Genomic DNA, 22,258 nt, shown 5'->3' on the forward strand with positions numbered 1-22,258 from the left:
CCGGGCTCTGCCCGGCAGGCATTCAGGCCTTGAACCACCGGTAGAAGCGCTTCCACGCCACGCGCACGCCGGCCACCCAGCGCGGATCGGCCACCTGGGCCGCCTCCGAGGCGCTGGGGCGGGTACCGGTGAGGCGCTGGCGCATCTTCAGCAGGTTTTTCATGTCGCTGCGGCGCAGCTGGCGCGAGACCGGGTGCACCGGCAGCCAGCGCGTGGTGCGCCAGGCCGAGGTGAAGTCCACCAGCACCGGCACGCCACCGCTGACCATCACGTTGGTGCCGTGCAGGTCATTGTGGGTGATGCCGGCGGCATGCAGCCGGCCCAGCGCGTGCTGCAGCTGCTCGAACACCTCGATGCCGACCGAGTGGGCCGTGCTCAGCGTCTGGCCCGGGATGAACTCCATGCCCAGCGCCAGGCCACCCACCATGGTGCCCAGCAGGGCCGGCGCGTGCTTCCAGCCGCTCAGGCGCTGCAGGATGCGCGCTTCGCGGCGGACCAGCAGACGCGCGACCGGCGACAGCGGGGTGCCCCGGTAGCGGGTGTAGTCCTTCACCACGGCCGGCTGGCCGTTGAGGCAGGTCCGGTAGACATCGGGTTCAAGCAGGCGTTCGCCGCGCTTGAGCAGCTCGGCGGGGGCGGTGTCGTCGACACACGAAGCAGCAGTTGTATTCATGACGTTCTGGGGCGACCCGGCGGTCGGCGCAAAGCGTCAGGCGTACCGGTGTTGCTGAATGGGGGAGAGCTAAGATTTCGTTAATTTTAGTACTCGGCAGTACACCAAACCAGTATTTGTCGGAAAAATGTCGTAATCGGAGGTGGAACAGTTTGTCGCGGCAACGTGTCGCGAAGTGAATGAAAAGAGCCTCTATTCCTTTATTAATCAGTGTGTTGAAAGCACCTTACGGGGCCAGGTCCGGGCTCGGAAGTTGGCTCGCGGGCTGCCCCGCATCTGTCGGATGGACATGAATGTCCCGCGCGGTTGGCTTGACCGGGGGCAGATCGGTGCCGACCATAGCGGTGTTGAATACGGCCTGCGCGGCAGTACCCGCACCCGACGGCACGTCTCCGTCGCGCCTGGCACCTCCCCTCTTCACACCCGATGGGTTTCCGGCAGTGGCCGGTGGATGCTCGATGATCAAGATTATTGTGGTGGCGCTTTTCGTGGCGTGCGTGCTGTACGTGCACTACCGCGGCAAGGTGCGCGCGCGCTGGTCCCGCCAGTTGCTCGACCATTCCAGCTTCATGGCGCCGATCAACGTGATCATGTACCTGTTCTCGAAGGTGCCGACCACGCCGTTCCTGGACCCGGGCCAGTCGTTTCCGCAGCTGCAGCCGCTGCGCGACAATTGGCAGATGATCCGCGACGAGGCGCTGGCGCTGCGCGACGCGGACAAGATCGCCGCGTCCAGCAGCTACAACGACGCCGGCTTCAATTCGTTCTTCCGTCGCGGCTGGAAGCGCTTCTACCTGAAGTGGTACGGCCCCTCGCACCCGTCGGCCAAGGTGCTGTGCCCGCAGACCACTGCGCTGCTGGAGTCCATTCCGGACGTGCGCGCGGCGATGTTCGCGCAGTTGCCGCCGGGCAGCGAGCTGCGCCCGCACCGCGACCCGTTCGCCGGTTCGCTGCGGCTGCACCTGGGGCTGGCCACGCCGAATGACGACCGCTGCTACATCGAGGTGGACGGCATCCGCAAAAGCTGGCGCGATGGCGAGTGGATGATGTTCGACGAGACCTATGTGCACCATGCGCACAATGAGACCGACGCGGACCGGGTGATCCTGTTCTGCGACATCGCCCGCCCGCTGCGGTTCGGCCTGCCGGGCCTGTTCAACCGCGCCGTGGCTGCCACGCTGCTGGCCGGTGGCGCCTCGCCGAACTTCCCCGGCGACCCCACCGGCGGCGTCAACAAGGCGTTCGGTGGCCTGTACAAGGTGCGCCTGAAGGCCAAGGCGCTGCGCGCACGCAGCGCGTTCGCCTACCACGCGATCAAGTGGGGTCTGGTGCTGCTGGTCATTGCGGGGATCTGGGCCCTCTAACGAAAAAACCCGCGCTGTCGCCAGCGCGGGTTTTTTTCTTCCTGCGTTCCAATCAGCCCTTCAGGGCTGCCGCCACGAACGGCGGGGTCACCAGCACGCCGGTGTGCAGCGCGGCGGTGTAGTACAGGGTGTCGAAGGTCTTCGAGGCCGAATCGGCCTGGCGGAAGTCGAAGCTGCTCTGGCCCTTGCGCGCCAGGGTCACGCTCCACCAGCCGGTGGGGTAGCAGGGCTGCGGGAACGGCAGGGTCTTGAACGCCTGGAAGCCGGCCTTGCCCATTTCCGTGCGCATTTCGTTGATCAGGTCCAGCTGCATCAACGGCGATTCGGACTGCTGCACCAGAATGCCGTCGTCCTTCAGTGCCTTGAAGCAGCTCTCGTAGAAGGCCTTGTTGAACAGGCCTTCGCCCGGGCCGACCGGATCGGTGGAATCGACGATCACCACGTCCACGCTGCCGGCCGGGCAGTTGGCCATGTAGGCCACGCCGTCATCGAACATCAGCTCGGCGCGCGGGTCGCCGTTGGAATCGCACAGTTCCGGGAAGTGCTTCTCGGCCATGCGGGTGACCTGCTCGTCGATGTCGCACTGGGTCACGCTCTCCACGCCCGGGTGCTTGAGCACCTCGCGCAGGGTACCGCAGTCGCCGCCGCCGATGATCACCACGCGCTTGGGGGCGGCATGGGTGAACAGCACCGGGTGGCTGATCATCTCGTGATAGAAGAAGTTGTCCTTGCTGGTCAACATGATGGCGCCATCGATGGTCATCAGGTTGCCCCAGTCGGTGGTCGCGAAGATCTCGATCTTCTGGAACGGCGACTGCACCTCGTCCAGCTTGCCCGTCAGGCGGTAGCCGATGGCCGAGCCGGTGCGCTCGAAGTGCTCGATGTACCAGTTGTTGTTGTCAGTCATGGGGTAACGGTCCTGTTCGGAGGGGGGATGGAGGCGGCAGCCCTGTTCAGGTTCCAACCTGGGCACGGGCGCGGGCGCGCATGATAACGGAGCTGTCGCCATATAGGCGTTATCATGCACCCCCTTTTTTACCAACCAGGCCCACTGAAATGACCGATTGGTCCCTCGACCAAGCCCGCAAGACCTACTCGATTCCGCATTGGGCGGATGGTTACTTCGACGTGGATCAGGCAGGACACATGGTGGTGAGACCGACTGGCCAGGACGGCCCGGTGGTGTCCTTGCCCAATATCGTGGACGCCGCGCGCGCGGGCGGGGCCAAGCTGCCGCTGCTGGTGCGCTTCCCGGACATCCTCGGCCAGCGCCTGGGCAAGCTGCAGGCCGCCTTCGGCCAGGCCCAGGCCGACTGGGACTACGCCGGTGGCTATACGGCGGTCTACCCGATCAAGGTCAACCAGCACCGTGGCGTGGCCGGCACCCTGGCCAGCCACCACGGCGAGGGCTTCGGCCTGGAAGCCGGCAGCAAGCCGGAGCTGATGGCCGTGCTGGCGCTGTCGCGCCCGGGCGGGCTGATCGTCTGCAACGGTTACAAGGACCGCGAGTACATCCGGCTGGCCCTGATCGGCCGCAAGCTGGGCCTGCAGACCTTCATCGTGATCGAGAAGCCCTCCGAGCTGAAGCTGGTGCTGGAGGAGTCCAAGGCCCTGGACGTGAAGCCGGGCCTGGGCGTGCGCATGCGCCTGGCCTCGCTCGGTGCCGGCAAGTGGCAGAACAGCGGCGGCGACAAGGCCAAGTTCGGCCTGTCCCCGCGCCAGCTGCTGGACCTGTGGAAGTCGCTGCGCGACACCGAATACGCCGACTGCCTGAGCCTGCTGCATTTCCACATGGGCTCGCAGATCTCCAACGTGCGCGACATCGCCAACGGCATGCGCGAAGCCACCCGCTACTTCGTGGAGCTCTCGCGCCTGGGCGCGAAGATCACCCACGTGGACGTCGGCGGCGGCTTGGGCGTGGATTACGAAGGCACCCGTTCGCGCAGCTTCTGCTCGATCAATTACGGGCTGGATTCGTACGCCAGCAACATCGTGCAGCCGCTGGCCAACGCCTGCGAGGAGCATGGCCTGACCCCGCCGCGCATTGTCACCGAGTGTGGCCGGGCGATGACCGCGCACCACGCGGTGCTGATCGCCAACGTGTCCGAGGTCGAAGAGGCGCAGGAAGGCCGCGTGCCGGACCAGCACGACGACGAGCCGGCCGCGATCCGCCACCTGCGCGAGATCCACGACGACCTGGACCAGCGCCCGGCCGTGGAGCTGTTCCAGGAAGCCCAGCATTTCCATGCCGAAGGCCTGTCCAGCTATGCGCTGGGCCAGATCGACCTGCCGCAGCGGGCGCGCATCGACGACTTGTTCTACGCCATCGCCCACGCCGTGCGCGCGCGCCTGAGCTATGACGAGAAGAGCCATCGCCCGGCGCTGGACGAGTTGAACGAGCGCCTGGTGGACAAGTATTTCGTCAACTTCAGCGTGTTCGAGTCGATCCCGGACGCCTGGGCGATCGACCAGGTGTTCCCGATCGTGCCGATCGAGCGCCTGGACGAGCAGCCGCAGCGCCGCGGCATCATCGCCGACATGACCTGCGATTCGGACGGCATGGTCAAGACCTATGTCGAGAACGAAAGCCTGGATACCTCGCTGCCGCTGCATGCGGTGAAGCCGGGCGAAAGCTACCGCATCGGTTTCTTCATGGTCGGTGCGTACCAGGAGATCCTGGGCGACATCCACAACCTGTTCGGCGACACCGACGCGGTGGAAGTGCGGGCCGATGCCGGTGGTTACGCGATCACCCAGCAGCGCCGTGGCGATACCACCGATGTGATGCTGGATTACGTGGGCTACAGCCTGGCGGACCTGCGGGCGAGCTACGCCGAGCGGGTCGCGGCGGCGAAGCTTTCGCCGGCGCGTGCGCAGGAGCTGTCCGACGCGCTGGAAGCGGGCCTGACCGGCTACACCTACCTGTCCGACGAGCCGCTGATCTGATCGGCGCGGTCGACATCAACGCGCACGGCGCGGCCGCTCGATGAGCAGCCGCGCCATTTTGCATCTGTTCCTGCATGCGGCGGTGCCGGCATTGCTGGCGTGGATGTTCTGGCGCAAGCGGTTCCTGTCGGCCTGGGCGCTGTTGCTGCTGGGCTGGATCATCGACCTGGACCACCTGCTGGCCGACCCGATCTACGCCCCGAACCGCTGCAGCATCGGGTTCCACCCGCTGCATACCGCACCGGCCATCGCGGTGTACGCCGGGCTGTGCGTGCCGAAGAAGACGCGCCTGTTCGGGATCGGGTTGATGGTGCATATCGCGTTGGATGCGATTGACTGCTGGTGGATGCATTCGACCCGGTAGGGACGGGCACCGCTGTAAGGACGACGGGGTAGAGCCGACTGGGTAGAGCCGACTGTTAGTCGGCTGCCGTTCGCGACCAAAAACCAACGTCAAGAACCCGCGCTCCGCGCGGCAGCCGACTAACAGTCGGCTCTACCCGGTCGGTCCTTCCCTCGGTCAGGCCGTCGCCTGGCCCGCCGGCAACGTCACCGTCGCCTGCAGGCCCGGCGCGCCGTTCCGCAACACCAGCCCACCGCCGTAGCTCTCGGCTATGTCGGCCACGATCGCCAGCCCCAGCCCGCTTCCGGACGCGCGCTCGTCCAGCCTTACGCCACGGCCCAACACGCGTTGAAGATCCTCTTCCGGCAACCCACGGCCATCGTCGCTGACCTGAATCTGGATGCGGTCCCCGACCTGTGCGACCTCCACCTGCACCCGCCGCGCAGCCCACTTGCCCGCGTTGTCGAGCAGGTTGCCCAGCATCTCCTCCAGATCTTCGCGTGCACCGGCGAACACGCCGGCCGTCCGCGCATCGCAGTCGAACACCACGTCCCGCTCGCCATGCACGCGCTGCATCAATCTACACAGCGCCACCATCACCGGTGCCACCGGCGTGCGCTGCTGGTGGTCGGCCGCCACGCCCACCGCCAGGTAGCGGTCGATGCTGGCCTGCATGCGCGCGGTTTCGCTGCGCAGCGTATGGCGCCAGTCCGTGCCGTCGCCCGCCGCTTCGGTGGTCAACACGGTCAATGGCGTCTTCAATGCATGTGCCAGATCCTCGGCACTGCGCCGTGCACGCAGCACCATGCGGCGGTGGTGGTCCAACAGCGCATTGAGTTCGCCTGCCAACGGCGCCACTTCCTTCACCAGGCCCTGCTGCGGAAAACGCACGTCCTCGCCATTGCGCACCTGCTCGGCGATGCGACCCAGTCGGGCCAGCGGGCGCAGCCCGTAATGCACCTGGGTCACCAGCACGGCGAACCACAGCGCAATCAGCACGATCAACGCCAGCGCGGTGCGCTGGCGGAACGCGCTCACCTGCGCATCCAGCTGGCTGCGGTCGGTAGCGACCACCACCCGCAGCGGGATGGCCGCGCGCGGCAGGGTGACCTGCTGGACCCGCGCACGCAGCGGCTGCTGCAGCGGGCCGGTGGTGTCGAAGGCCTGGGCCGGTCCGGTGCGCAGCGTCGCTGGCACCGCGAGCGTTTCGTCCCATAGCGAACGCGATTGCCCCAGCGCCTGGCCCTGGGCGTCCTGCAGCTGCCAGTAGGCGCCGGAGAAGACGCGCCGATAGCGTTCGTCGCCCAGCTCGCCGCGTACCTGCACGCCGCCCTGCGCATCGGCCTCCACCAGCGCCAGCACCGCGATCAGGTCATTGCCCAACTGCTGGTCCAGTGCGGTACGCGCCGAGCGCTCGTACATCGCGCCCAGCCACCACGTGGCCAATGCCGAGACCAGCACCATGCCCAGGCCACCGGCCAGCAGCAGGCGGCTGCGCAGCGAGCGGGTCTTCATGGCTGCGCCGACAGGCGGAAGCCCTGGCCGCGATGGGTGTGGATGAGCATGCTGCCCAGCTTGCGGCGGATCCGCCCGATCAGCACATCCAGCGTGTTCGACTCTGGATCGAAGCCCGCCTCATACACATGCTCGCCCAGCCGCGAACGGCTGATCACCACGTCGGGGTGGTGCATGAAGTAGCTCAGGATGCGGTGCTCCTGTGGGCTCAGCGGCAGCGGCACACCGTCCAGCTCAAAGCGGCCGGCATTGACGTCCAGCCGCAGCGGGCCGCATTGCAGGCGCGGGCTGGCATGGCCGGCACTGCGGCGGATCAACGCGCGCAGCCGCAGTAGCAGCTCTTCAGGCTGGAAGGGCTTGGTCAGGAAGTCATCGGCACCGGCATCGAAACCGGCCAGCTTGTCGTGCCAGCGCGTGCGTGCGGTGAGCACCAGGACCGGAAAATCGCGCCCGGCCTCTCGCCAGCGTTCGATCACGCTCAACCCATCGAGCCCCGGCAGGCCCAGATCGACAATCGCCGCAGCGATGTCTTCCACCTGCCCCTGGTACTCGGCGTCGCGGCCCTCGCTGCTGTAGATGACCACGTAGCCGGCGTCCTCGAGCAGCCGCTGCAGCTGGCTGGCGAGCAGGGCATCGTCCTCGGCAAGCAGGAGTCGCATCAGTCCTCCTCCATCTTGAGCAGGCGGCCGCTGGTCGCATCATAGTCCAGTTCCATCACCACGCCGTTGGCGCCGAGGATCTCGATCTCGTACCTGCCATCGTCCAGTTCCACCTCCAGCAACTGGCCGGGATACCGGCGCAGGGCATCGCGCACCACCGTCTCCAGTGGTACGTAACGGCCCTGCTGCACGGCTTGGCGCACGGCCTGCTGCTGGCGCGCGCCGCCATCGAGGACCCGCATGGGGTCCTGCGCGGCGGCGGTCAACAGCAGGGGCAGGAGCAGCGACAGGGAAGACATGGCGGAGGGGCAGGAAGGGCTGCATACGGTATACGCCACGCGCCTAAACGATTCCTGACAGCCGGGCTCATGGTCCGCTTAAGGGCGCTTGCCAGACTGACGGCGCCGGGATGGTCCGGCCCTTTCAGGAACAACTCCATGACCAAGCTGATCTTCGTCGCCGCCCTGGCGGCCGCCTTCACCACCGCCCCGGCGTTTGCCGCCGACCTCTCCGCTGCCGACGTGCAGGCCAAGCTGCGCGTCGCCGGCTACACCCAGGTGCACGAGCTGGAGCGCGACGACGGCGTCTGGGAAGCGGATGTGACCCGTGCCGATGGCAGCGTTGACGACGTGATCATCGACCCGGCCACTGGCGAGATCTTCGATCCACGCGATGGACGCGCCGTGCTCGATGCCGGGCAGATCCTCACCCTGGCTGGCAAGGCCGGGCTGACGAAGATCGAATCGGTCGAGCGTGACGGCGCCACCTGGACCCTGGAAGCGCGCAATGGCCGCAACCAGCGCGTGGATGTACGCATGAGCGGGCACGATGGCCGCGTGTTGAGCAGCCGCCGCGATGGCTGGTGGGACTGAGCCCGGACATGCAAACGGCCGGGTTTCCCCGGCCGTGCTGGTGATGCGTGTGGGGCCGGTTACCAGCCCACCGGGGGTGGACCGTCCCAGCCACGGCCGTACCCGCCGTACCCGCCCCCATACGGTCCATAGAAGCCCGGGCCCTTGCCCTCGCTGATCTGGATGTTGAGGTTCATGTTGCGGGTCTTGCCGTCGTCGTTGGTGTAATTCTTGTTGAGGTTCAACTCGGCGGCGTTGTAGTGCGTATTGCCGAAGTTCTTGGCGTAGCCGATGCCGGTGGTGATGCTGCCATTGACCCGCAGCTTGTCGTCGGCGATGTCGGCGATGCCGTTGGACGCGCCGTTGCGCGGGGTGGCGCGGCGGCCGGTCTTGTCGCCGTAGAAGGTGCCCGGCGGGTCGCCCCGCAGGGTCGGGTCGTTCAGGTACTGCAGCGGCTGCTGCGGGAGCGACAGGTCCAGATCGGTCGCCGACTGTGGCCCGGTGGCACCGGCAGCGGACTGCGCCAGCACTACACCGGGGGCCAGCAGGCACAACAGCAGGGAAAGCGGGCGGATCATGGTGGGGCTCCGGGGCAGGCAATGCGGCCGACAGCGCTGACGCTAACAGGCGCTGGTTGAATGATGCCTGTCATGGGCTGGCTTGCAAGGGGAACCTGCGCCGTGATCTGCGGTCGGCAGGGTCAGGTCACCCGCTCGAAGCCGAACAGGCCGTCCAGGGGATGGCGGCGGCGCTCGATGCGCGCGCGCAGCAGGCTGGCGCCAATCATCGAATAGGTAATGCCGTTGCCGCCGTAGGCCATGGCGAACAGGACCCGCGGGCCCCATTGCGGGTGCGGGCCGAAGTAGGGCAGCCCGTCGTGGGTCTCGGCGAAGGTGCCACCCCAGGAGAACGCCGGCTGCAATGGCAGGTGCGGGAACAGCTTGGCCACCTGCTTGAGCAGCGTGCCGGTCTTGGAGGACACCCGGCCGTCGCGGCGCGCCGGAATGTCCACCGTATCGTCCTCGCCGCCGACCAGCAGGCGGTGGTCGCCGGTGCTGCGCATGTACAAGTACGGTCGTGCCGACTCCCAGACCATCGTATCGGCCAGCGGCCCCAGCTGGGCCGGGTCGATGGGGTCGGTGATGAAGGCGTAGCTGCTGCGGTTGCGCGCCACCCGCTGCTTCAGCCACTGCTGGCCGGCGTAGCCGGTGGCCAGCACCACGTGCCGGCTGCGGATGCGAACGCCTTCCGGGGTGGTCGCGGTGACGCCGCGCGTGGTGGGTTCCAAGGTATGCAGCACAGTGCGGTCATGCACCGGGCAGCCGCGCTTCTGCAGGCGCATCAGCAGGCGGTAGGTCAGCTGGTAGGGATCCACGCGGGCGGCCAAGGCGCTCAGGATCGCGCCCGGTGCCTCGATGCCGTAACCCTCGCGCACCGCGTCGGCGTCCAGCCAACGCACGTCGAAGCCGTGCTTCAGGCGCAGGGCGTACTCCTCGTGCAGCACCGCGCGATGGCGGCGCTTGCTGGCGTAATACAGGCTCTGCATCGGCTGGCAGTCCACGCCGCGGAAGTCACCCGCCACGGCGCGCAGGTCGCCAATCGCCTCGGCGCAGGCGCGGTAGGCCAGCACCGCGGCCGGTTCACCGTACTGCTGGGCCAGATCGATCAGGTGGGTATCGATTTCGTACTGCAGCAGCGCGGTGCTGGCCGCCGTGCTGCCCCAGCCGATGTCGCGCTGCTCGATGAGCGCTACGTCATGGCCGTGCGCGGACAATTCGTTGGCGATCAACGCGCCGCTGATGCCGCCGCCCACCACCAGCACGTCGCAGCGCAGGTCCTGCTGCAGGGGCGGGAAGGCATGCATCAGCCCGTTGCTGACCGCCCAGAAGGGATAACCGCTCTTGAGGTCCATGCGATCAGGCGGTCGGACGGCCGGTGTGCGGGGTCGTGATCAACGTGGTGAGGTCGAAACCCTGCTGGCGCGCCTGCGCGAGGTAGTGTTCCCGGGTGGTGGCATCCAGTTGCGGTTCACGCGCCAGCAACCACAGGAACTTGCGGTCGGGGCTGCCGACCAGCGCCACGCTGTAGTCCGGCGCGACCTGCATGACCCAGTAGTCGCCCTTGGTAAAGGGAATCCAGCGCAGGCCCTTGGGCAGGAAGCTGACCTCCAGCCGCGCGCTGTCGTTGTCCACCGCACAGGCCTCGCCTTCGGCTTCTTCGATGTCATTGCCCAGCCGGCAGCGGTTGAGCACGGCGACGTGACCGTTCTCCTTCAGGCTGTAGTGGGCGCTGACGTCGGTGCACTCGGCCGGCTCATGCTTCATGGGCAGCCGTGCGATTTCGTACCAGGTGCCAAGGTAGCGCGGCAACTTGAGGTCGGGGACGGTTTTCAGGTCTGCGTGGGTATTCATGGCATGCACGGTGGCGGAATTGATCGCCACGATGCAGTTGCCGACGCCACGGCAGAGTGAAGCCGATATTGACGCGGAAACGATGTGTTGCCATGGCGTGATGCCGCGCGGATCGGACCGACGCTATGCTGGCCTGCGGGCGTCAGGCGCCCACTCGACCCCTTCAGCGAGGTGTGTATGTATCAGGTGATTCTGCTCAGGAGCGACGGCGGCTTCGCCCGTGCACGCTGGGAAACGGCGGACGAGGTGGTGGAGCACGAAGGGGTGACGTATTCGTTGCGGGCCGGCCCGCGCCAGCCGCTGCCGACCGACCACGCGTGGGATGAGGTGGCGGTGTACGCACCTGAGGAAATCAGCGAAGAGGAGTTCCAGGACTGGTACGCGGCCCTGCGCCCGCAGGTCGAGGAGCTGCGGCTCAAGTACTAGCGGCGCATACCCGGCGTGAACGGGGCTCGGTTTATAGTTCACGCAGGCGCGGCGTGCGCGTGAACCGTAGGTGCTGGTTTGTCCTTCCGTCATCGTTTCCCCCTGCTGCGGCCGCTGGCCGCCGTGTTGCTGTTCACCTGGCTGTGCATGGCCCCCGGGGCCTGGGCGCAGACCCCGGACGATCCTGCAGACCAGGCCAAGGCCCAGCTGGCCCAGGCCGACAAGGAGCTGAAGGCGATCCGGGCCGCGCTGCCCGATGCGGACACGCGCGAAACGCTTACGCCGCTGTTTGAACGCGCGATGGCGGTGCAACGCGATGCGGACGATGCGCAGGCCACCCTGCAGCCGGAGCTGGACCAGCTCGACACCCGCCTGACCCAGCTGGGCACGGTGCCTGAAGGCAGCGTGGAGGCACGCGACGTTGCCCAGCAGCGCAAGGCGCTGAACCAGCAGCGCGCCGACATCGCGGCGGCCATCGCCCGGGCCAAGCTGCTCGCCGTGGATGCCAAGCAACTCGGTGCCGACGTCGAGAAGATGCGCGTCACCCAGCTAAGCGAGGACCTGGCCCGCAAGGTCAATTCACCGCTGTCGCCGTCGCTGTGGCGCCAGTTCGCCCACGATGTGCCCACCGACCTGAAGGAACTCGGGTCGCTGTACCGGCAGGCCGAGAACACCGCGCGCAAGGCGATTGCCCAGCACGGCTGGACCGCGCCGATTGCCGGACTAGTGGTGGCGTTGCTGCTGTTCTTCCCGCTGCGCCTGTGGCTGCGCGCGGCCGGACGCAGGTATGCGGCGTCCGAACGGGCGCCGGATGGGCGCCTGCGCCGCTCCGGCCTGGCGGTGTGGCTGCTGGTGGTGGGCACGATGCTGCCGGGCCTGGCCTGCGTGGTGCTGGTGGGCGCGCTGGATGCGATCGGCGCAATTCCGCCGCCGCTGAAGAAAGTGGTATTCAGCATCGAGGTGGCGACCTATATTGCCGCCTTCATCGCTGCGCTGAGTGCCGCCCTGCTGGTGCCCAAGCGCCCGTCGTGGCGCCTGCTCAACCTGGATGACACCGCCGCCTGGCACCTGCGCAAATATGCGTGGGGTGCGGCGGCGTTGACCTGGATCAGCATCGTGCTGATGGCGCTCAACCGCGCCGCGCGCACCAGTGCGATCACCACGGTGGCCGTCGACGGCCTGATCGCGCTCACCTACATGGCACTGATCATCGCCATCCTGGTCTCGCTGGGTCGCATGCACCGCCGCCAGACCGACGAGGCGGCGGCGAAGCTGGAGGCGCAGGCGCATTCCGACGACAAGGGCAAGGGCCCGCCGCGGCGCAGCGGCTGGATCGTGGTGGCGCGGCTGGCCGGGCACATCGTGGTCGCAGCAGCGGTGATCGCCACCTTGCTGGGCTACCTCAATCTCGCGCTGTTCGTGGCCCAGCAGCTGGTCTGGGGGGCGGTGGTGCTGATGGCCGCCTCGCTGCTGCTGAAATTCGCCGACGATCTGGCCACCTGGCTGCTGTGCCCGACCAGCAGCGTGGGCCGCACCGTGCTGTTGACCACCGGGCTGAGCGAGTCGCGGCTGGTCCAGGCCGGTGTGCTGCTCTCGGCCGGGCTGCGCATCGGCGTGATCCTGCTCGCCGTCATGGCGCTGACCGCGCCGCTGGGCAACCTGAGCGCGCTGTACGGTGGCCTGGACACGCTGTCCAAGGGCATCAGTTTCGGCGACAACCTGACCCTCAAGCCGAGCAGCGTGTTGTACGCGGTACTGGCCTTCCTGCTGGTCTGGGCGGTCATGCAGGCCTTCCAGCGCTGGCTGACCGATACCTACCTGCCCAAGACCGAGCTCGACGCGGGCGCGCGCAATTCGATCAGCACCGTTACCCGCTACCTGGGCATCATCGCCGCGGTGCTGTGGGGCCTGACCGCGTTGGGGATTGGCTTCGAGCGCTTGGCGCTGGTCGTCAGCGCGCTGTCGGTGGGTATCGGCTTCGGCCTGCAGGCGATCACCCAGAACTTCGTGTCCGGCCTGATCCTGCTGGCCGAACGGCCGGTCAAGATCGGCGACTGGGTGAAGCTCGGCGACCAGGAGGGCGACATCAAGCGCATCAACGTGCGCTCCACGGAGATCCAGGTGGGCGACAAGTCCACCCTGATCGTGCCCAACTCCGAGCTGATCACCAAGACCATCCGCAACATGACGATGGGCAACGCCCAGGGCCGGATCCAGATCCAGTTCACGGTGCCCCTCAACACCGATGTGGCGGCGGTGCGGCAGATCCTGCTGGACACCTACACCGAGCATGTGGGTGTGCTGGCCGATCCGGCACCGTCGGTGTTCATCGACTCGATCGCCAACGGGCAGGTGGCCATCAACAGCTTCGCCTACACCTCCGGGCCGCGCGCGGTGTACGGGGTGCGCAGCGACCTGTACTTCACCATGCTGCAGAAGTTCGCTGCCGCACACATCGCGTTGTCCTCGCCGACCGACATCCATCTGGTGCAGGACGGGCCGCCCGCGCACGATCCCTGAGCGCGCGGGCGGTGGCGTCATCGACGAACAGCCGGCGGGGTGCGGCCCTCGCGCGTGGCCAATGACAGGTCGGGGGGCTGCAGCGGAATGTGCGCGTCATCGGCGTCTTCCTCCGATGCCTTGGGCCCCTGCTTGATCGGCTTGACCGCCTTGCCGGGCGACACATGCGGCGCGCGTACGTTGCTGCCCGCCTTGAACAGCATGCCGGCCGCGCCGCCGCTGCTGCCGATGCGCTCCTCCAGCGGGGCGCCGTACAGCGACAGCGTTGCCGGGTCGATCAGGTGCAGGGCGCGGGAGTCGTCGCCGCCGGGCAGCGGGGCGACCAGGGTATTGGGAATGCCATCGACCGTGCGCAGTCGGACGTCGTACAGCGACGAGGCCAGCGTGTGGCCCTTCTTGGCGATGGCCATCCCCTCACGCATCACCCAGCGGGCACCGATGGCGCTTGCCGTGGTTGGATCAGGGCCGGTTATCGGCCACAGGAAGCGCAGATTGCCGCGGGCGCCACGCTGCACGACGCACACGCCCAGGCGCAGGAGCGTCAGGCTGCCGGCCGCCGGGTTTATCGCGTCCACCGTGCCGCGTGCCAACACCCGGGACAGCTCGGCGGCGCGCGGCATCGTCATCCTCAGGCCCGGTCGCGCCAGCACCTTGACCACGCCGCCGATGATCGGGCCCACCACGATGATCGATTCCAGGTACAGCCCGAACGCGGCCATGCCGAACTCGTTGCGGTTCTTCGAGGAGAGGCTGCGCAGGTTTTCCACGAACGGCACGATGAAATCCACGGTCTTGAGCCACAGCGGCTTCTCCTCCAGGTAGGACTCGTAGCTGGTGGGTGCCCACCCTTCGCGACGGAATGCCGCGGCGTCCAGCCAGAAGAATTCGCGCTGCACAGGCTCCACCAGCGCGTGGAATGGCGAGCGCACACGCGTGCCGTCGTCGGTGGGGGTAGGTGGTGCCGGCAGTCGCTCCACGATCACCAGCGACGAGATGCCCTCGGCCGGTGCCTGGTCCGAGACGTAGGCATTCCAGTCCACCGGCAGTGAGGTGCCGCGGCGCACCTGGATGGTGGCGACGTTGCCGCTGCGCAGGCGCACGCTGCGCTTCTGCAGGACGCCGCCCAGCGGCAGCGGGCCTTCCAGGGCCAGCGGAATGATTCTGCTCTGCAGCGGAAACAGCTGGAAATGCCGGTATTGGCCGTCAATCTTCAGCGTATACACGATGCCGAAGCGGCCGCGGTAAGGGTCGGTGTCGTTGCGGGTTTCCTGTTGCGCTTCCAGTTCCGGCTCATGCGTGCGCAGGGTGAATACCTCCACATCACCGCGCAGCAGCGCCGCGCGTTCGGCCTCTGGGCGCTGATACAGCGCTTCCTCGATGATCAGGCCGTAGCCGCGCTGCGCCGCGCGGAAGTAGGCGTCGAAGCGCTGCTGGTACTGCAGGGTGATGTTGGGCAGTCTGTCCAGCTGGGGTTTGATCTGCGCATAGGCCCGATGCACTGCGACGTCGTACGCCGGATCGCCCTGCGCCTGCCGAATCGGTGTGCGGGGAACGAAGCTGCGGCACGGACGCCATGGGGCCGACGCGTCGCGCAGCACACCCGCGGCCACCAGTTCGTGGAACGGAAAGCAGCGTCCGAGTGAGGCGTCGTCCTCGAACAGGCGGAAGCGGGTCGAGTTCCACGGGTGGTTCGCGAGAATGCCTGGAAACGTGGGAAACACGCGTCGGATCTCGGCTTCCACGAGCTGCATGCGGTACGGCAGCGGGGCCAGTACGTCGTCGATGGCCTGTTCGATGTCGGCCACGCGTTGGTCGAACGCGTTCAGCGCCACCTCGATGCGCTGGGCGGCGGCGGGCCGTGCGGGCAGGCCCGGTTGATGCTCCAGCTGCCGGAACACGTACCAGTCGAGTGTTGGCAGGCGCCGTGCATCCAGCGCCAGCTGCTTGACGGTGTCGGGTGTATCGGCGTCCTGGGTCAGGTCGGCCGACAGGGTGAGCAGTTCGGCAAATCGCATCTGCTGTGACAACCCGCGCTGGATGCGTTCGGCCAGGTGCACGCCGCTGATGAAAGTAATCGAGGCGATGGTGTTGGCGTAGACAAGGTTGTCCGGCACATCCACGACCAACAGCTCGGGCGCGAGGTCCTGCAGGGCCAGGGTGGTTGCCATGCCGAGCAGCGCGTCGGGCAGGTGGCCCATGCTGCGCAGGTAGTCCTGGAAGTCCGTCCGGATCTGGGCGTGCGTCCGGCCCCAGTTGGAGGGCTTGTGCAGGCGATAGCCGAGCAGGACCCGGGCGTCGCGGTTGGAGCGGGGCCCCAGATCCAGCACGATGGCATGCCGGGTGAGGCTGGCGAGCAGCGTGGGCGAGGTGGGCGCGGTGCGGCTGCCCCGGTACCAGCCCAGTGCCTGCAGCAGCGCGGTCTGCAATGCGAGCGCCCGTGGCGTGCGCGCGATGCACGCCAGCAGATGCGTGCTGCGCTGCAGTTCGTCCCACGAGGGCCCGCCGCCTTCGACCAGCGGTGTGCCGAGGTATTCCAGCAGGGATTGATCGCCCGGCACGTGCTGTGTTTTGAAGTCGGTGGTGGCCTGGTGCAGTCGCTCGAGGTCCGCCGTGTCGAGCAGGTCGGCAGCGTGCAGAAGATCGGCCCGCATCCCCAACCGCACCTCGCCGAGCAGCCGTTCCACACAGCGTGCCGTGCCATTCACGGCAGCTGTATCCTGCGGTGCGCAACCGCCGTGCGCAGCCAACTGTTGGAAGAGCGCGATCCTGCCGTCGGAACGCACCTGCCCCCCGAGCTGTCGGGCGATGTTGCGCAGTACACCCAGGGAGGGGGCCGCCGACGTGCCATTCAACACTGCCGGCGGCACAACGAGTGGGCGCGGCGAGCCGGTCGCACCCTGCAGCAGGACAACCCCCGTCGCATTTACGCTCATCGTGTGGGGCATGACCCCTTCGCGGGCCAGCGCGGCCTGCACGCGGGCGTCCGCCAACAGCCTGGCGAATGCGCGCAGTGCGGGCGGAACAATGGCCATGCTGGTGGTGCCCAGTGCCGGGCGGTGCAGGCGCGTGGCGGCGTCAGGGTACTGCATCAAGACACCGGCCAAGTCCTGCAGCTCGTTGCTGGCCTGCCGCCAGCTGGGCGGGTTGGGGGCATGACGCTGCCAGCGCTCGGATACGTGCGCAATGGCCTGCAGCAGCGCTCCCCGCGTGCATGCGGCCGGTACCTCGCACGCTGCCGGCGCGGGCCGCAGGTAGGCACCGTGGAACTGCAGGGCATTGGTGAGCGGCACGGCGTCGCCGGGCGAGAACCTGCCCAGCCGGTCGATCGTCCGATGGAGTGCTTCCAGCAACGCGGACAGGGGTGCGGGCTGGGCGGAAAACGCGTCGACCACAGCGACGCTTTGCCCCGTGGACCGTAACCGTGCCGTCAGGCCGTCCGTGCCGACGCGGAGTGCATGGAACGATGCGTTGGTGCGCCGCATCTCCAGCCACACGGCGGGCTGTTCGAATACCTGCCGCAGCAGATCCTGGGCGTCGCGCCATGCCTCATGCAGTGGAGATGACGACACCGGCACAACGTGTTGATGCGCCAGCGCCTGGTCCAGTGTCACCGGCAACGCATCGATGCGATTCCAGAGCACATCCAGCAGCTGTTGATGGTCCTGCTGTGCGGTCGAATTGCTGCGTTCGTCCCACTCCACCCAGATGCCGCCGCGTTCGCCGGCCGGCCGCCGATGGCGCGCCATCTGCAGCTCAAGTCCATCGAGGCAGGCATCGAACTGCGCGTCATCCATGGGAATCGGCGGCAGCGGCGATTCGTAGTACGCCAGCATTTCCGGAACCCCAAGGCGGCCATCGGAGCGGGCGGGCGCATGCAGCACGGCGGCGAGGCCGCGCAGCATCGTACCGATGGCGCGTAGCGCGGCAGGTGGCTGCGCGGCGTCGAACAACGTCACGCTCCCGGAGCCATCGAGCGCGCGCGCGCGAACGGGACCGACTGCGGGGTAGCTGAGCTGCGCCGGATCGGCGTGCCGATGCCAGCACAGCGACAGCAGCTCCGGGTGTTGCGAGAGCTGCAGCAGCAGGTCGCGTGCCAGTGCCATGTTGTGGCCCAGGTGCGAGCGCGGGTCGGGCCTCCAGTTGCCCCAGTCCGGCGGCAGACCACGGATGGGCACCGACTTCAGGTACTGCACGCGCGCATGCAGCCGCACCAGCGTGGCGGTATCGTTGGCGGCTGCGGTGCCCCCCTGCGCATGCTGCAACGCGCGCTCAAGACGGTGGATGACGACGTCCAGCATGGCGGATGACTGCGCCGACGCCGGGGCCGCCTGTTCAATATAGAACCCCAGTGCGCAATCCAGTCGCGCGGGCAGCGCGTTGTCGAAGCAGGTGCCCGCGTCCAGCACCGCGCGCTGCAGCCCGCCGAGCAGCGCACCCGTCCGCGCCGACCATGCCGCGTTGTCGGGCGTATCCGGTTGTGGATGGAGCACCACCACGGTGCCCGAGGTGGCACGCTTTCCGGTCAAGGTGCCATTGGCCACGGCGAGCGAAGACGGTGGCGTGCGTTCGGCATACAGGCGGTCGAGGAACTCGTCGTTGCGGTACAGCGCGATCAGCTGCTGGCGTACGGCCTGCAGCGCCCGCGCGAACGGCGACCCGTCGGTCGGCTGGAAGGTGTGCTGTCCGGGCAGCGCGGGTGTCCCTGCAGAGGCCGCATCGCGCAGCATCCACGCCGCTTCGATGAGGTTGGCGAGGTCCTGCGCGGCGGCCACGTCGGGCTCGGCGGACGGGGGCATGGACATATCGGGGTCCAGCCGCGGCACCGAACGCGGCACCCGCTGCAGCGCCCAGCCGGTTGCAGCGTCAAGCAGTGCGTCGTCGACCCCATCGTCCAGCCGGCACACCGCGCGCAGTGCCTGTCGATAGGTGAGCGCGTGCTGCTCGACGGCTAGGGCGAGCACCACGTGGGCCTGCGATGCCAGTCCGGCGGTATCGGCCGGTGTCTCGCGCGCGTCGCGGGTGCTCCAAGGCGCAAGCGCCGCCATCCGTACCCACAGCGCTTCGCCCAGTTCCCGTGCTTCGCGCGTGGCCGGCGCACCGTACAGGGCGTCTTCGATCCGTTCCCCCATTTGCTGCACCGCCGCTGCGTAGGCGGCGTAAGCCACGTGCAGTCGCCACCCGATGAGGCCTGCGCCTGCGACCGCCGCCGCCACGCCCGCCACGAGTGGGGTGGCGCGCCGTTGCCAATCCCGCGGCGCCAGGGGCGCCATCGTGGCAGCGGTTGCCAGCGCGGCGGGTAGTACCGGTGACAACAGGCGCGTGGTGTCGGTTGCGGACGTTGTGGTGGGCATGCCGGCGCGCGGTGTGTCCGGCGGCAGCATGGCAGTGGCCCGGTGCGGCGCCGAGAACAGGCGACGCGCGGCGGAGCCTGTCAGGTCCAGCGTGTCGAGGACGTAGGGAAGCTGCGCGGCCCGCTGTCCCGACACGGTGGTGGGGCGCACGATGGGCTGCTGGCCCTGCCGGTGGAACCATAGCAACGCTGCGGCGCCCAGCAGCACCATGCGCAGCGGATCGGAGGGCAGCTGCAGGTGCCGATGCAGGACGTCGTGCACGTCGGCTGCCCCCTCCCATACCGGATCCAGCCACTCGGGAAGGGCATCCACCAGCAGGTCGACCCAGTGGCACTCGCGCAGCGCCGGCAGTGGAAGCTGGCACAACCACTGCAGCCACGGGAGCACGCGCGCTTCCCGCAGCAGGCCAGGAACCGCCCGTGCCTGCTGTGCCCAGAACAGCGCGCGGTTGCCCTGGCTGCCCAGAACCCAGTTGGCCACGGTATGCAACACCAACGCCACCGCGCGTTGGCGATGAAGCCGACCCAGGCCGGTGACCAGCGCCGCGGCCACCCGCCCGCATTCGTCGCGCCAGTCCTCCGATGTGGGCGGGCAGACGCGCCGCCACTGCTGCAGCGCCTGCTGAAGGGCGTCGTTCCGGGCACCCACGGGCGTGCTTCTCAGGGTATCGGCAAGATGGGTGCCGAGTTCATCGGGCGACGCGTTCGCCAACAACGTGTGCAACGCCGATTCGAACCGCGTCAGCTCGGTGGGAAGTAATGGGCAATGACGCAGCAGTCGGGCCAGCCTGGGGGGCAGTGGCGTTCGCGGCGCGCCCGCCAAGGATGACGCGCGGCCCGGTGGCGCGTTACGCACTGCCCCGAGCGTGATCCGCCGGGTGGAGGGTGTGGCATCGGAATCAGCGGTGCACCGTGTCGCTGCCCAGTGCCGTTTGCACGGGGAGATCGGACGGATGAGGCCCTCCTGAGCGGAGTCGATGAGGGCCTGATTGTGACCGCCGCTGTGACCTCACGTTGTGCGTGGAATCGCAGATCCGCCGCACGCTGCTGTCGGTGAGGCCTTCACTCAGCCGCGCGTGCCGCGCCGCGACGGCACCAGTGCGAAGGTGTCCACCGCCAGCTTCTCGGCGTGGTTCAACCACGCGCGGATCTCCAGATCATCCACCTCGTGGTCCAGCCCGAACGGCACATTGATGCGCCCTTGGGCATCGGGCTGCACCCACTGCTGGGCCACCACGACCTTGCGCTTGGACGATACCGCTTCGATCCAGAAGCCACGGTCGGGCGACTGCTTCGCCACCAGCTGCAGCATGTACTGACCGGCGCGGGTGCGACGCCCCTTCTGGGTGATCATGTGCGCCTGGCGAAGACTGGGGCGCGGGCCATTGAACGGATCCAGCGGTGCGTCCACCGCGAAGCCGGTGCGCAGCGCGTCGTCGCGATAGAGCTTGATGCCCTTGTCGCGGTTGACCAGCATGGCGCACCAGTCGCCGTCGGCCGAGCCGTCTTCGAAGGCGGTGCAACGGTCCACGTAGGCCAACGTATTGGCGGGGTCCGCCTGTTCGAACTGTTTCGTGGTGTTCTCCAGATAGACCGACTTCAGGTCCCACTGTTTGTCGTATTCAAGCAATACCGGTGGCTGCACGTGCTGCAGGCCGATCACCACCTGGTTGTCGTCGTCGATGCGCAGCTGGCGGGTCTTGTCGCCCAGCCACAGCGAGCGCGAGAACGCGAGGTAACGCGGGAAGTCCTTGCCGTTGTCGCGGAACACCGACGCGCTGGCGCTGTCCGAACGCTCCGGGTGCAGCAGCGAGCGGCCGAAGCCGATGGCGTCGATGCCCGGGTCGAGCAGGCTCAGCAGCGTGGCGCCCGAGTCCAGCGTGGAGCCGGTCTTGGCCGCGATCTGGCGCGGCGCGATGTCCTTGCCCAGGAACAGCAGCAGGTTCTCGCGCTTCTGCTTGGCCAGCACGCTGCTGAGGTCGTTGGGCATGGCCAGGTGATCGGAGGCGATGACGATCAACGTGTCTTCACCGTACGGGCTGGCCTGGATGCGGTCGACCAGCTTGGCGATCAGCCCATCGCTGCACTTCAGCGCGTTGAGCAGGCCGATGTTGCCGTAGTCGCTCGTATAGCGGGTGCGCTTGCACGCCACCGGCAGGTGGCCCGCCGGGTGGTGGGTGTCCATGGTGAGCGTGGTCAGCATGAACGGCTGGCCGGCCTTGGACAGCTGCATGAAGCGGTCGTAGGCCTTGTCCAGCAGCACGTCGTCGTGCACGCCCCAGGTGGAGAAATGCGAGCGCGCGATCTTCTGCTGCTTGAACCAGGCAAGGTCGTCGACCGCATCGAAGCCATGCGTGGCCAGGAACTGCCCCTTGCCGGCGAACAACCCGTTGGCGCCGCCCATGTAGTGGTTGGTATAGCCCTGCTGCTTGAGGTAATCGCCCAGGCACACGGCCTCGGGCAGGAAGCTGCCCATGCGGTCCATGCTGTTCTCATCGCCCTGCGCAGTGGTCAGGGGTACGCCGCACATCGACGACACCAGCCCGGCGATGGTCCAGCCACCGCCCTCGGCGGACACCAGGCCGCGCACGTCGAGCGACTGACCCGCCAGGCGGTTGAGGTTGGGCATCAGGCCCGGGAAGGTGGCTTCGTCCAGATACGTGCGTTCCAGGCTCTCGCCGTAGATCCACACGATGTTGCGCGGCTTGCGCAGCGGCTGCTGCGGCACGCGGTATTCCGGCGCGACCATGCTGTAGTCCACCGGACGCATCTGCTGATACAGGCGCTCGCCATCGCGATACAGCGGGCTCACACCGATCGCCACCACCCACAGTGCAAGGAAGCCGGCAAAGACGCCGCGGCCATGCGCGGTACGGTGCCAGCGTTTGATGCGAGGGGTCAGCAGCGGCAGCAGCGAAAGCAATGCCAGCCCGATGAAGCCGGCGATGTAGCCCTTGAAGTCCGCGACACCGGCGCCTTCCATGTCGGCGCCCAGGTGGTAGAGCGTGGCCGCATTCAGGCCGTCACCGGAGAGCTTGTTGATCAACCACCACGCGCTGAGCGTCAACAGCAGCAGCGACATCAGGCTGGCCTTCCACCACACCCAACGGGCGGATGCGAGCAGCAGAACGGTGAGCAACAACAGCGACAGCAGCAGGGTCCAGGGCATAGGCGGTATCGGCAGCGGAGACAGGTGGTGA

Annotated in this window: 16 protein-coding genes; 6 read left to right on the forward strand and 10 right to left on the reverse strand. The window is 67.7% G+C overall.

Annotated features, from left to right (window positions below; all coding sequences use genetic code 11):
* Positions 1-22 precede the first annotated feature (22 nt).
* Positions 23-673, reverse strand: a complete 651-nt coding sequence (locus tag ACOZHM_RS04930; RefSeq protein WP_421567883.1) for an RIO1 family regulatory kinase/ATPase — start codon at positions 671-673, stop codon at positions 23-25.
* A gap of 458 nt (positions 674-1,131) precedes the next feature.
* On the opposite strand from ACOZHM_RS04930, the gene ACOZHM_RS04935 reads away from it, so the two are divergent.
* A complete protein-coding gene (locus ACOZHM_RS04935; protein ID WP_421567884.1) occupies positions 1,132-2,037 on the forward strand; it encodes an aspartyl/asparaginyl beta-hydroxylase domain-containing protein in 906 nt (301 codons plus the stop codon).
* A 52-nt stretch (positions 2,038-2,089) separates the two neighbouring features.
* Here the strand turns inward: ACOZHM_RS04935 and speE are convergent, their stop codons facing one another.
* On the reverse strand, positions 2,090-2,944 hold the full coding sequence (gene speE / locus ACOZHM_RS04940; RefSeq protein WP_421567885.1) for a polyamine aminopropyltransferase: 855 nt from the start codon (positions 2,942-2,944) through the stop codon (positions 2,090-2,092).
* A gap of 149 nt (positions 2,945-3,093) precedes the next feature.
* Between speE and speA the strand changes: the two genes are divergently transcribed.
* On the forward strand, positions 3,094-4,983 hold the full coding sequence (gene speA / locus ACOZHM_RS04945; protein WP_421567887.1) for an arginine decarboxylase: 1,890 nt from the start codon (positions 3,094-3,096) through the stop codon (positions 4,981-4,983).
* A gap of 40 nt (positions 4,984-5,023) precedes the next feature.
* Positions 5,024-5,347, forward strand: coding sequence for a DUF6122 family protein (locus ACOZHM_RS04950; protein ID WP_421567889.1), 324 nt, complete (start codon positions 5,024-5,026; stop codon positions 5,345-5,347).
* Between the two features lie 156 nt (positions 5,348-5,503).
* Here the strand turns inward: ACOZHM_RS04950 and ACOZHM_RS04955 are convergent, their stop codons facing one another.
* Genes ACOZHM_RS04955 through ACOZHM_RS04965 form a run of 3 tightly spaced genes read right to left on the reverse strand, consistent with a single transcriptional unit; the run spans position 5,504 to position 7,799 of the window.
* A complete protein-coding gene (locus tag ACOZHM_RS04955) occupies positions 5,504-6,841 on the reverse strand; it encodes an ATP-binding protein (RefSeq protein WP_421567890.1) in 1,338 nt (445 codons plus the stop codon).
* A complete protein-coding gene (locus ACOZHM_RS04960; protein WP_421567892.1) occupies positions 6,838-7,500 on the reverse strand; it encodes a response regulator transcription factor in 663 nt (220 codons plus the stop codon). Before ACOZHM_RS04960 ends, ACOZHM_RS04955 begins: the two co-directional genes overlap by 4 nt.
* Positions 7,500-7,799, reverse strand: a complete 300-nt coding sequence (locus tag ACOZHM_RS04965) for a PepSY domain-containing protein (RefSeq protein WP_421567893.1) — start codon at positions 7,797-7,799, stop codon at positions 7,500-7,502. The genes ACOZHM_RS04960 and ACOZHM_RS04965 overlap by 1 nt, the downstream gene beginning before the upstream one ends.
* 138 nt (positions 7,800-7,937) lie before the next feature.
* Here ACOZHM_RS04965 and ACOZHM_RS04970 point away from each other — a divergent pair, with 138 nt between their 5' ends.
* Positions 7,938-8,372 (forward strand): PepSY domain-containing protein, encoded by a 435-nt coding sequence (locus tag ACOZHM_RS04970; protein ID WP_421567894.1) that lies wholly within the window; start codon positions 7,938-7,940, stop codon positions 8,370-8,372.
* A 59-nt stretch (positions 8,373-8,431) separates the two neighbouring features.
* Here the strand turns inward: ACOZHM_RS04970 and ACOZHM_RS04975 are convergent, their stop codons facing one another.
* The 3 genes from ACOZHM_RS04975 to ACOZHM_RS04985 form a co-directional block, all read right to left on the reverse strand.
* Positions 8,432-8,929, reverse strand: coding sequence for a hypothetical protein (locus tag ACOZHM_RS04975; RefSeq protein WP_421567895.1), 498 nt, complete (start codon positions 8,927-8,929; stop codon positions 8,432-8,434).
* Between the two features lie 122 nt (positions 8,930-9,051).
* Entirely contained in the window at positions 9,052-10,263 is a 1,212-nt protein-coding gene (locus ACOZHM_RS04980) for an NAD(P)/FAD-dependent oxidoreductase (protein ID WP_421567897.1), read from the reverse strand.
* Positions 10,264-10,267: 4 nt separating this feature from the next.
* Positions 10,268-10,762 (reverse strand): lipocalin family protein, encoded by a 495-nt coding sequence (locus ACOZHM_RS04985; RefSeq protein WP_421567899.1) that lies wholly within the window; start codon positions 10,760-10,762, stop codon positions 10,268-10,270.
* Between the two features lie 177 nt (positions 10,763-10,939).
* On the opposite strand from ACOZHM_RS04985, the gene ACOZHM_RS04990 reads away from it, so the two are divergent.
* Together ACOZHM_RS04990 and ACOZHM_RS04995 are read left to right on the forward strand one after the other, a co-directional pair.
* Entirely contained in the window at positions 10,940-11,188 is a 249-nt protein-coding gene (locus ACOZHM_RS04990; RefSeq protein WP_421567900.1) for a hypothetical protein, read from the forward strand.
* A gap of 147 nt (positions 11,189-11,335) precedes the next feature.
* Positions 11,336-13,708, forward strand: a complete 2,373-nt coding sequence (locus tag ACOZHM_RS04995) for a DUF3772 domain-containing protein (RefSeq protein WP_421568112.1) — start codon at positions 11,336-11,338, stop codon at positions 13,706-13,708.
* A gap of 17 nt (positions 13,709-13,725) precedes the next feature.
* Here the strand turns inward: ACOZHM_RS04995 and ACOZHM_RS05000 are convergent, their stop codons facing one another.
* Entirely contained in the window at positions 13,726-19,707 is a 5,982-nt protein-coding gene (locus ACOZHM_RS05000; RefSeq protein ID WP_421567901.1) for a hypothetical protein, read from the reverse strand.
* 417 nt (positions 19,708-20,124) lie between these two features.
* Entirely contained in the window at positions 20,125-22,227 is a 2,103-nt protein-coding gene (locus ACOZHM_RS05005; RefSeq protein ID WP_421567902.1) for a phosphoglycerol transferase I, read from the reverse strand.
* Positions 22,228-22,258: the final 31 nt, after the last annotated feature.

It is taken from the genome of Stenotrophomonas sp. PD6 (assembly GCF_049199305.1).
In the GTDB taxonomy this organism is placed as follows: domain Bacteria; phylum Pseudomonadota; class Gammaproteobacteria; order Xanthomonadales; family Xanthomonadaceae; genus Stenotrophomonas.

Bases quoted from the DNA above. Each gene is read 5' to 3' on its own strand.
- ACOZHM_RS04930 (WP_421567883.1), bottom strand. From the start codon at position 673: ATGAATACAACTGCTGCTTCGTGTGTCGACGACACCGCCCCCGCCGAG.
- ACOZHM_RS04935 (WP_421567884.1), top strand. From the start codon at position 1,132: ATGATCAAGATTATTGTGGTGGCGCTTTTCGTGGCGTGCGTGCTGTAC.
- speE (WP_421567885.1), bottom strand. From the start codon at position 2,944: ATGACTGACAACAACAACTGGTACATCGAGCACTTCGAGCGCACCGGC.
- speA (WP_421567887.1), top strand. From the start codon at position 3,094: ATGACCGATTGGTCCCTCGACCAAGCCCGCAAGACCTACTCGATTCCG.
- ACOZHM_RS04950 (WP_421567889.1), top strand. From the start codon at position 5,024: ATGAGCAGCCGCGCCATTTTGCATCTGTTCCTGCATGCGGCGGTGCCG.
- ACOZHM_RS04955 (WP_421567890.1), bottom strand. From the start codon at position 6,841: ATGAAGACCCGCTCGCTGCGCAGCCGCCTGCTGCTGGCCGGTGGCCTG.
- ACOZHM_RS04960 (WP_421567892.1), bottom strand. From the start codon at position 7,500: ATGCGACTCCTGCTTGCCGAGGACGATGCCCTGCTCGCCAGCCAGCTG.
- ACOZHM_RS04965 (WP_421567893.1), bottom strand. From the start codon at position 7,799: ATGTCTTCCCTGTCGCTGCTCCTGCCCCTGCTGTTGACCGCCGCCGCG.
- ACOZHM_RS04970 (WP_421567894.1), top strand. From the start codon at position 7,938: ATGACCAAGCTGATCTTCGTCGCCGCCCTGGCGGCCGCCTTCACCACC.
- ACOZHM_RS04975 (WP_421567895.1), bottom strand. From the start codon at position 8,929: ATGATCCGCCCGCTTTCCCTGCTGTTGTGCCTGCTGGCCCCCGGTGTA.
- ACOZHM_RS04980 (WP_421567897.1), bottom strand. From the start codon at position 10,263: ATGGACCTCAAGAGCGGTTATCCCTTCTGGGCGGTCAGCAACGGGCTG.
- ACOZHM_RS04985 (WP_421567899.1), bottom strand. From the start codon at position 10,762: ATGAATACCCACGCAGACCTGAAAACCGTCCCCGACCTCAAGTTGCCG.
- ACOZHM_RS04990 (WP_421567900.1), top strand. From the start codon at position 10,940: ATGTATCAGGTGATTCTGCTCAGGAGCGACGGCGGCTTCGCCCGTGCA.
- ACOZHM_RS04995 (WP_421568112.1), top strand. From the start codon at position 11,336: ATGGCCCCCGGGGCCTGGGCGCAGACCCCGGACGATCCTGCAGACCAG.
- ACOZHM_RS05005 (WP_421567902.1), bottom strand. From the start codon at position 22,227: ATGCCCTGGACCCTGCTGCTGTCGCTGTTGTTGCTCACCGTTCTGCTG.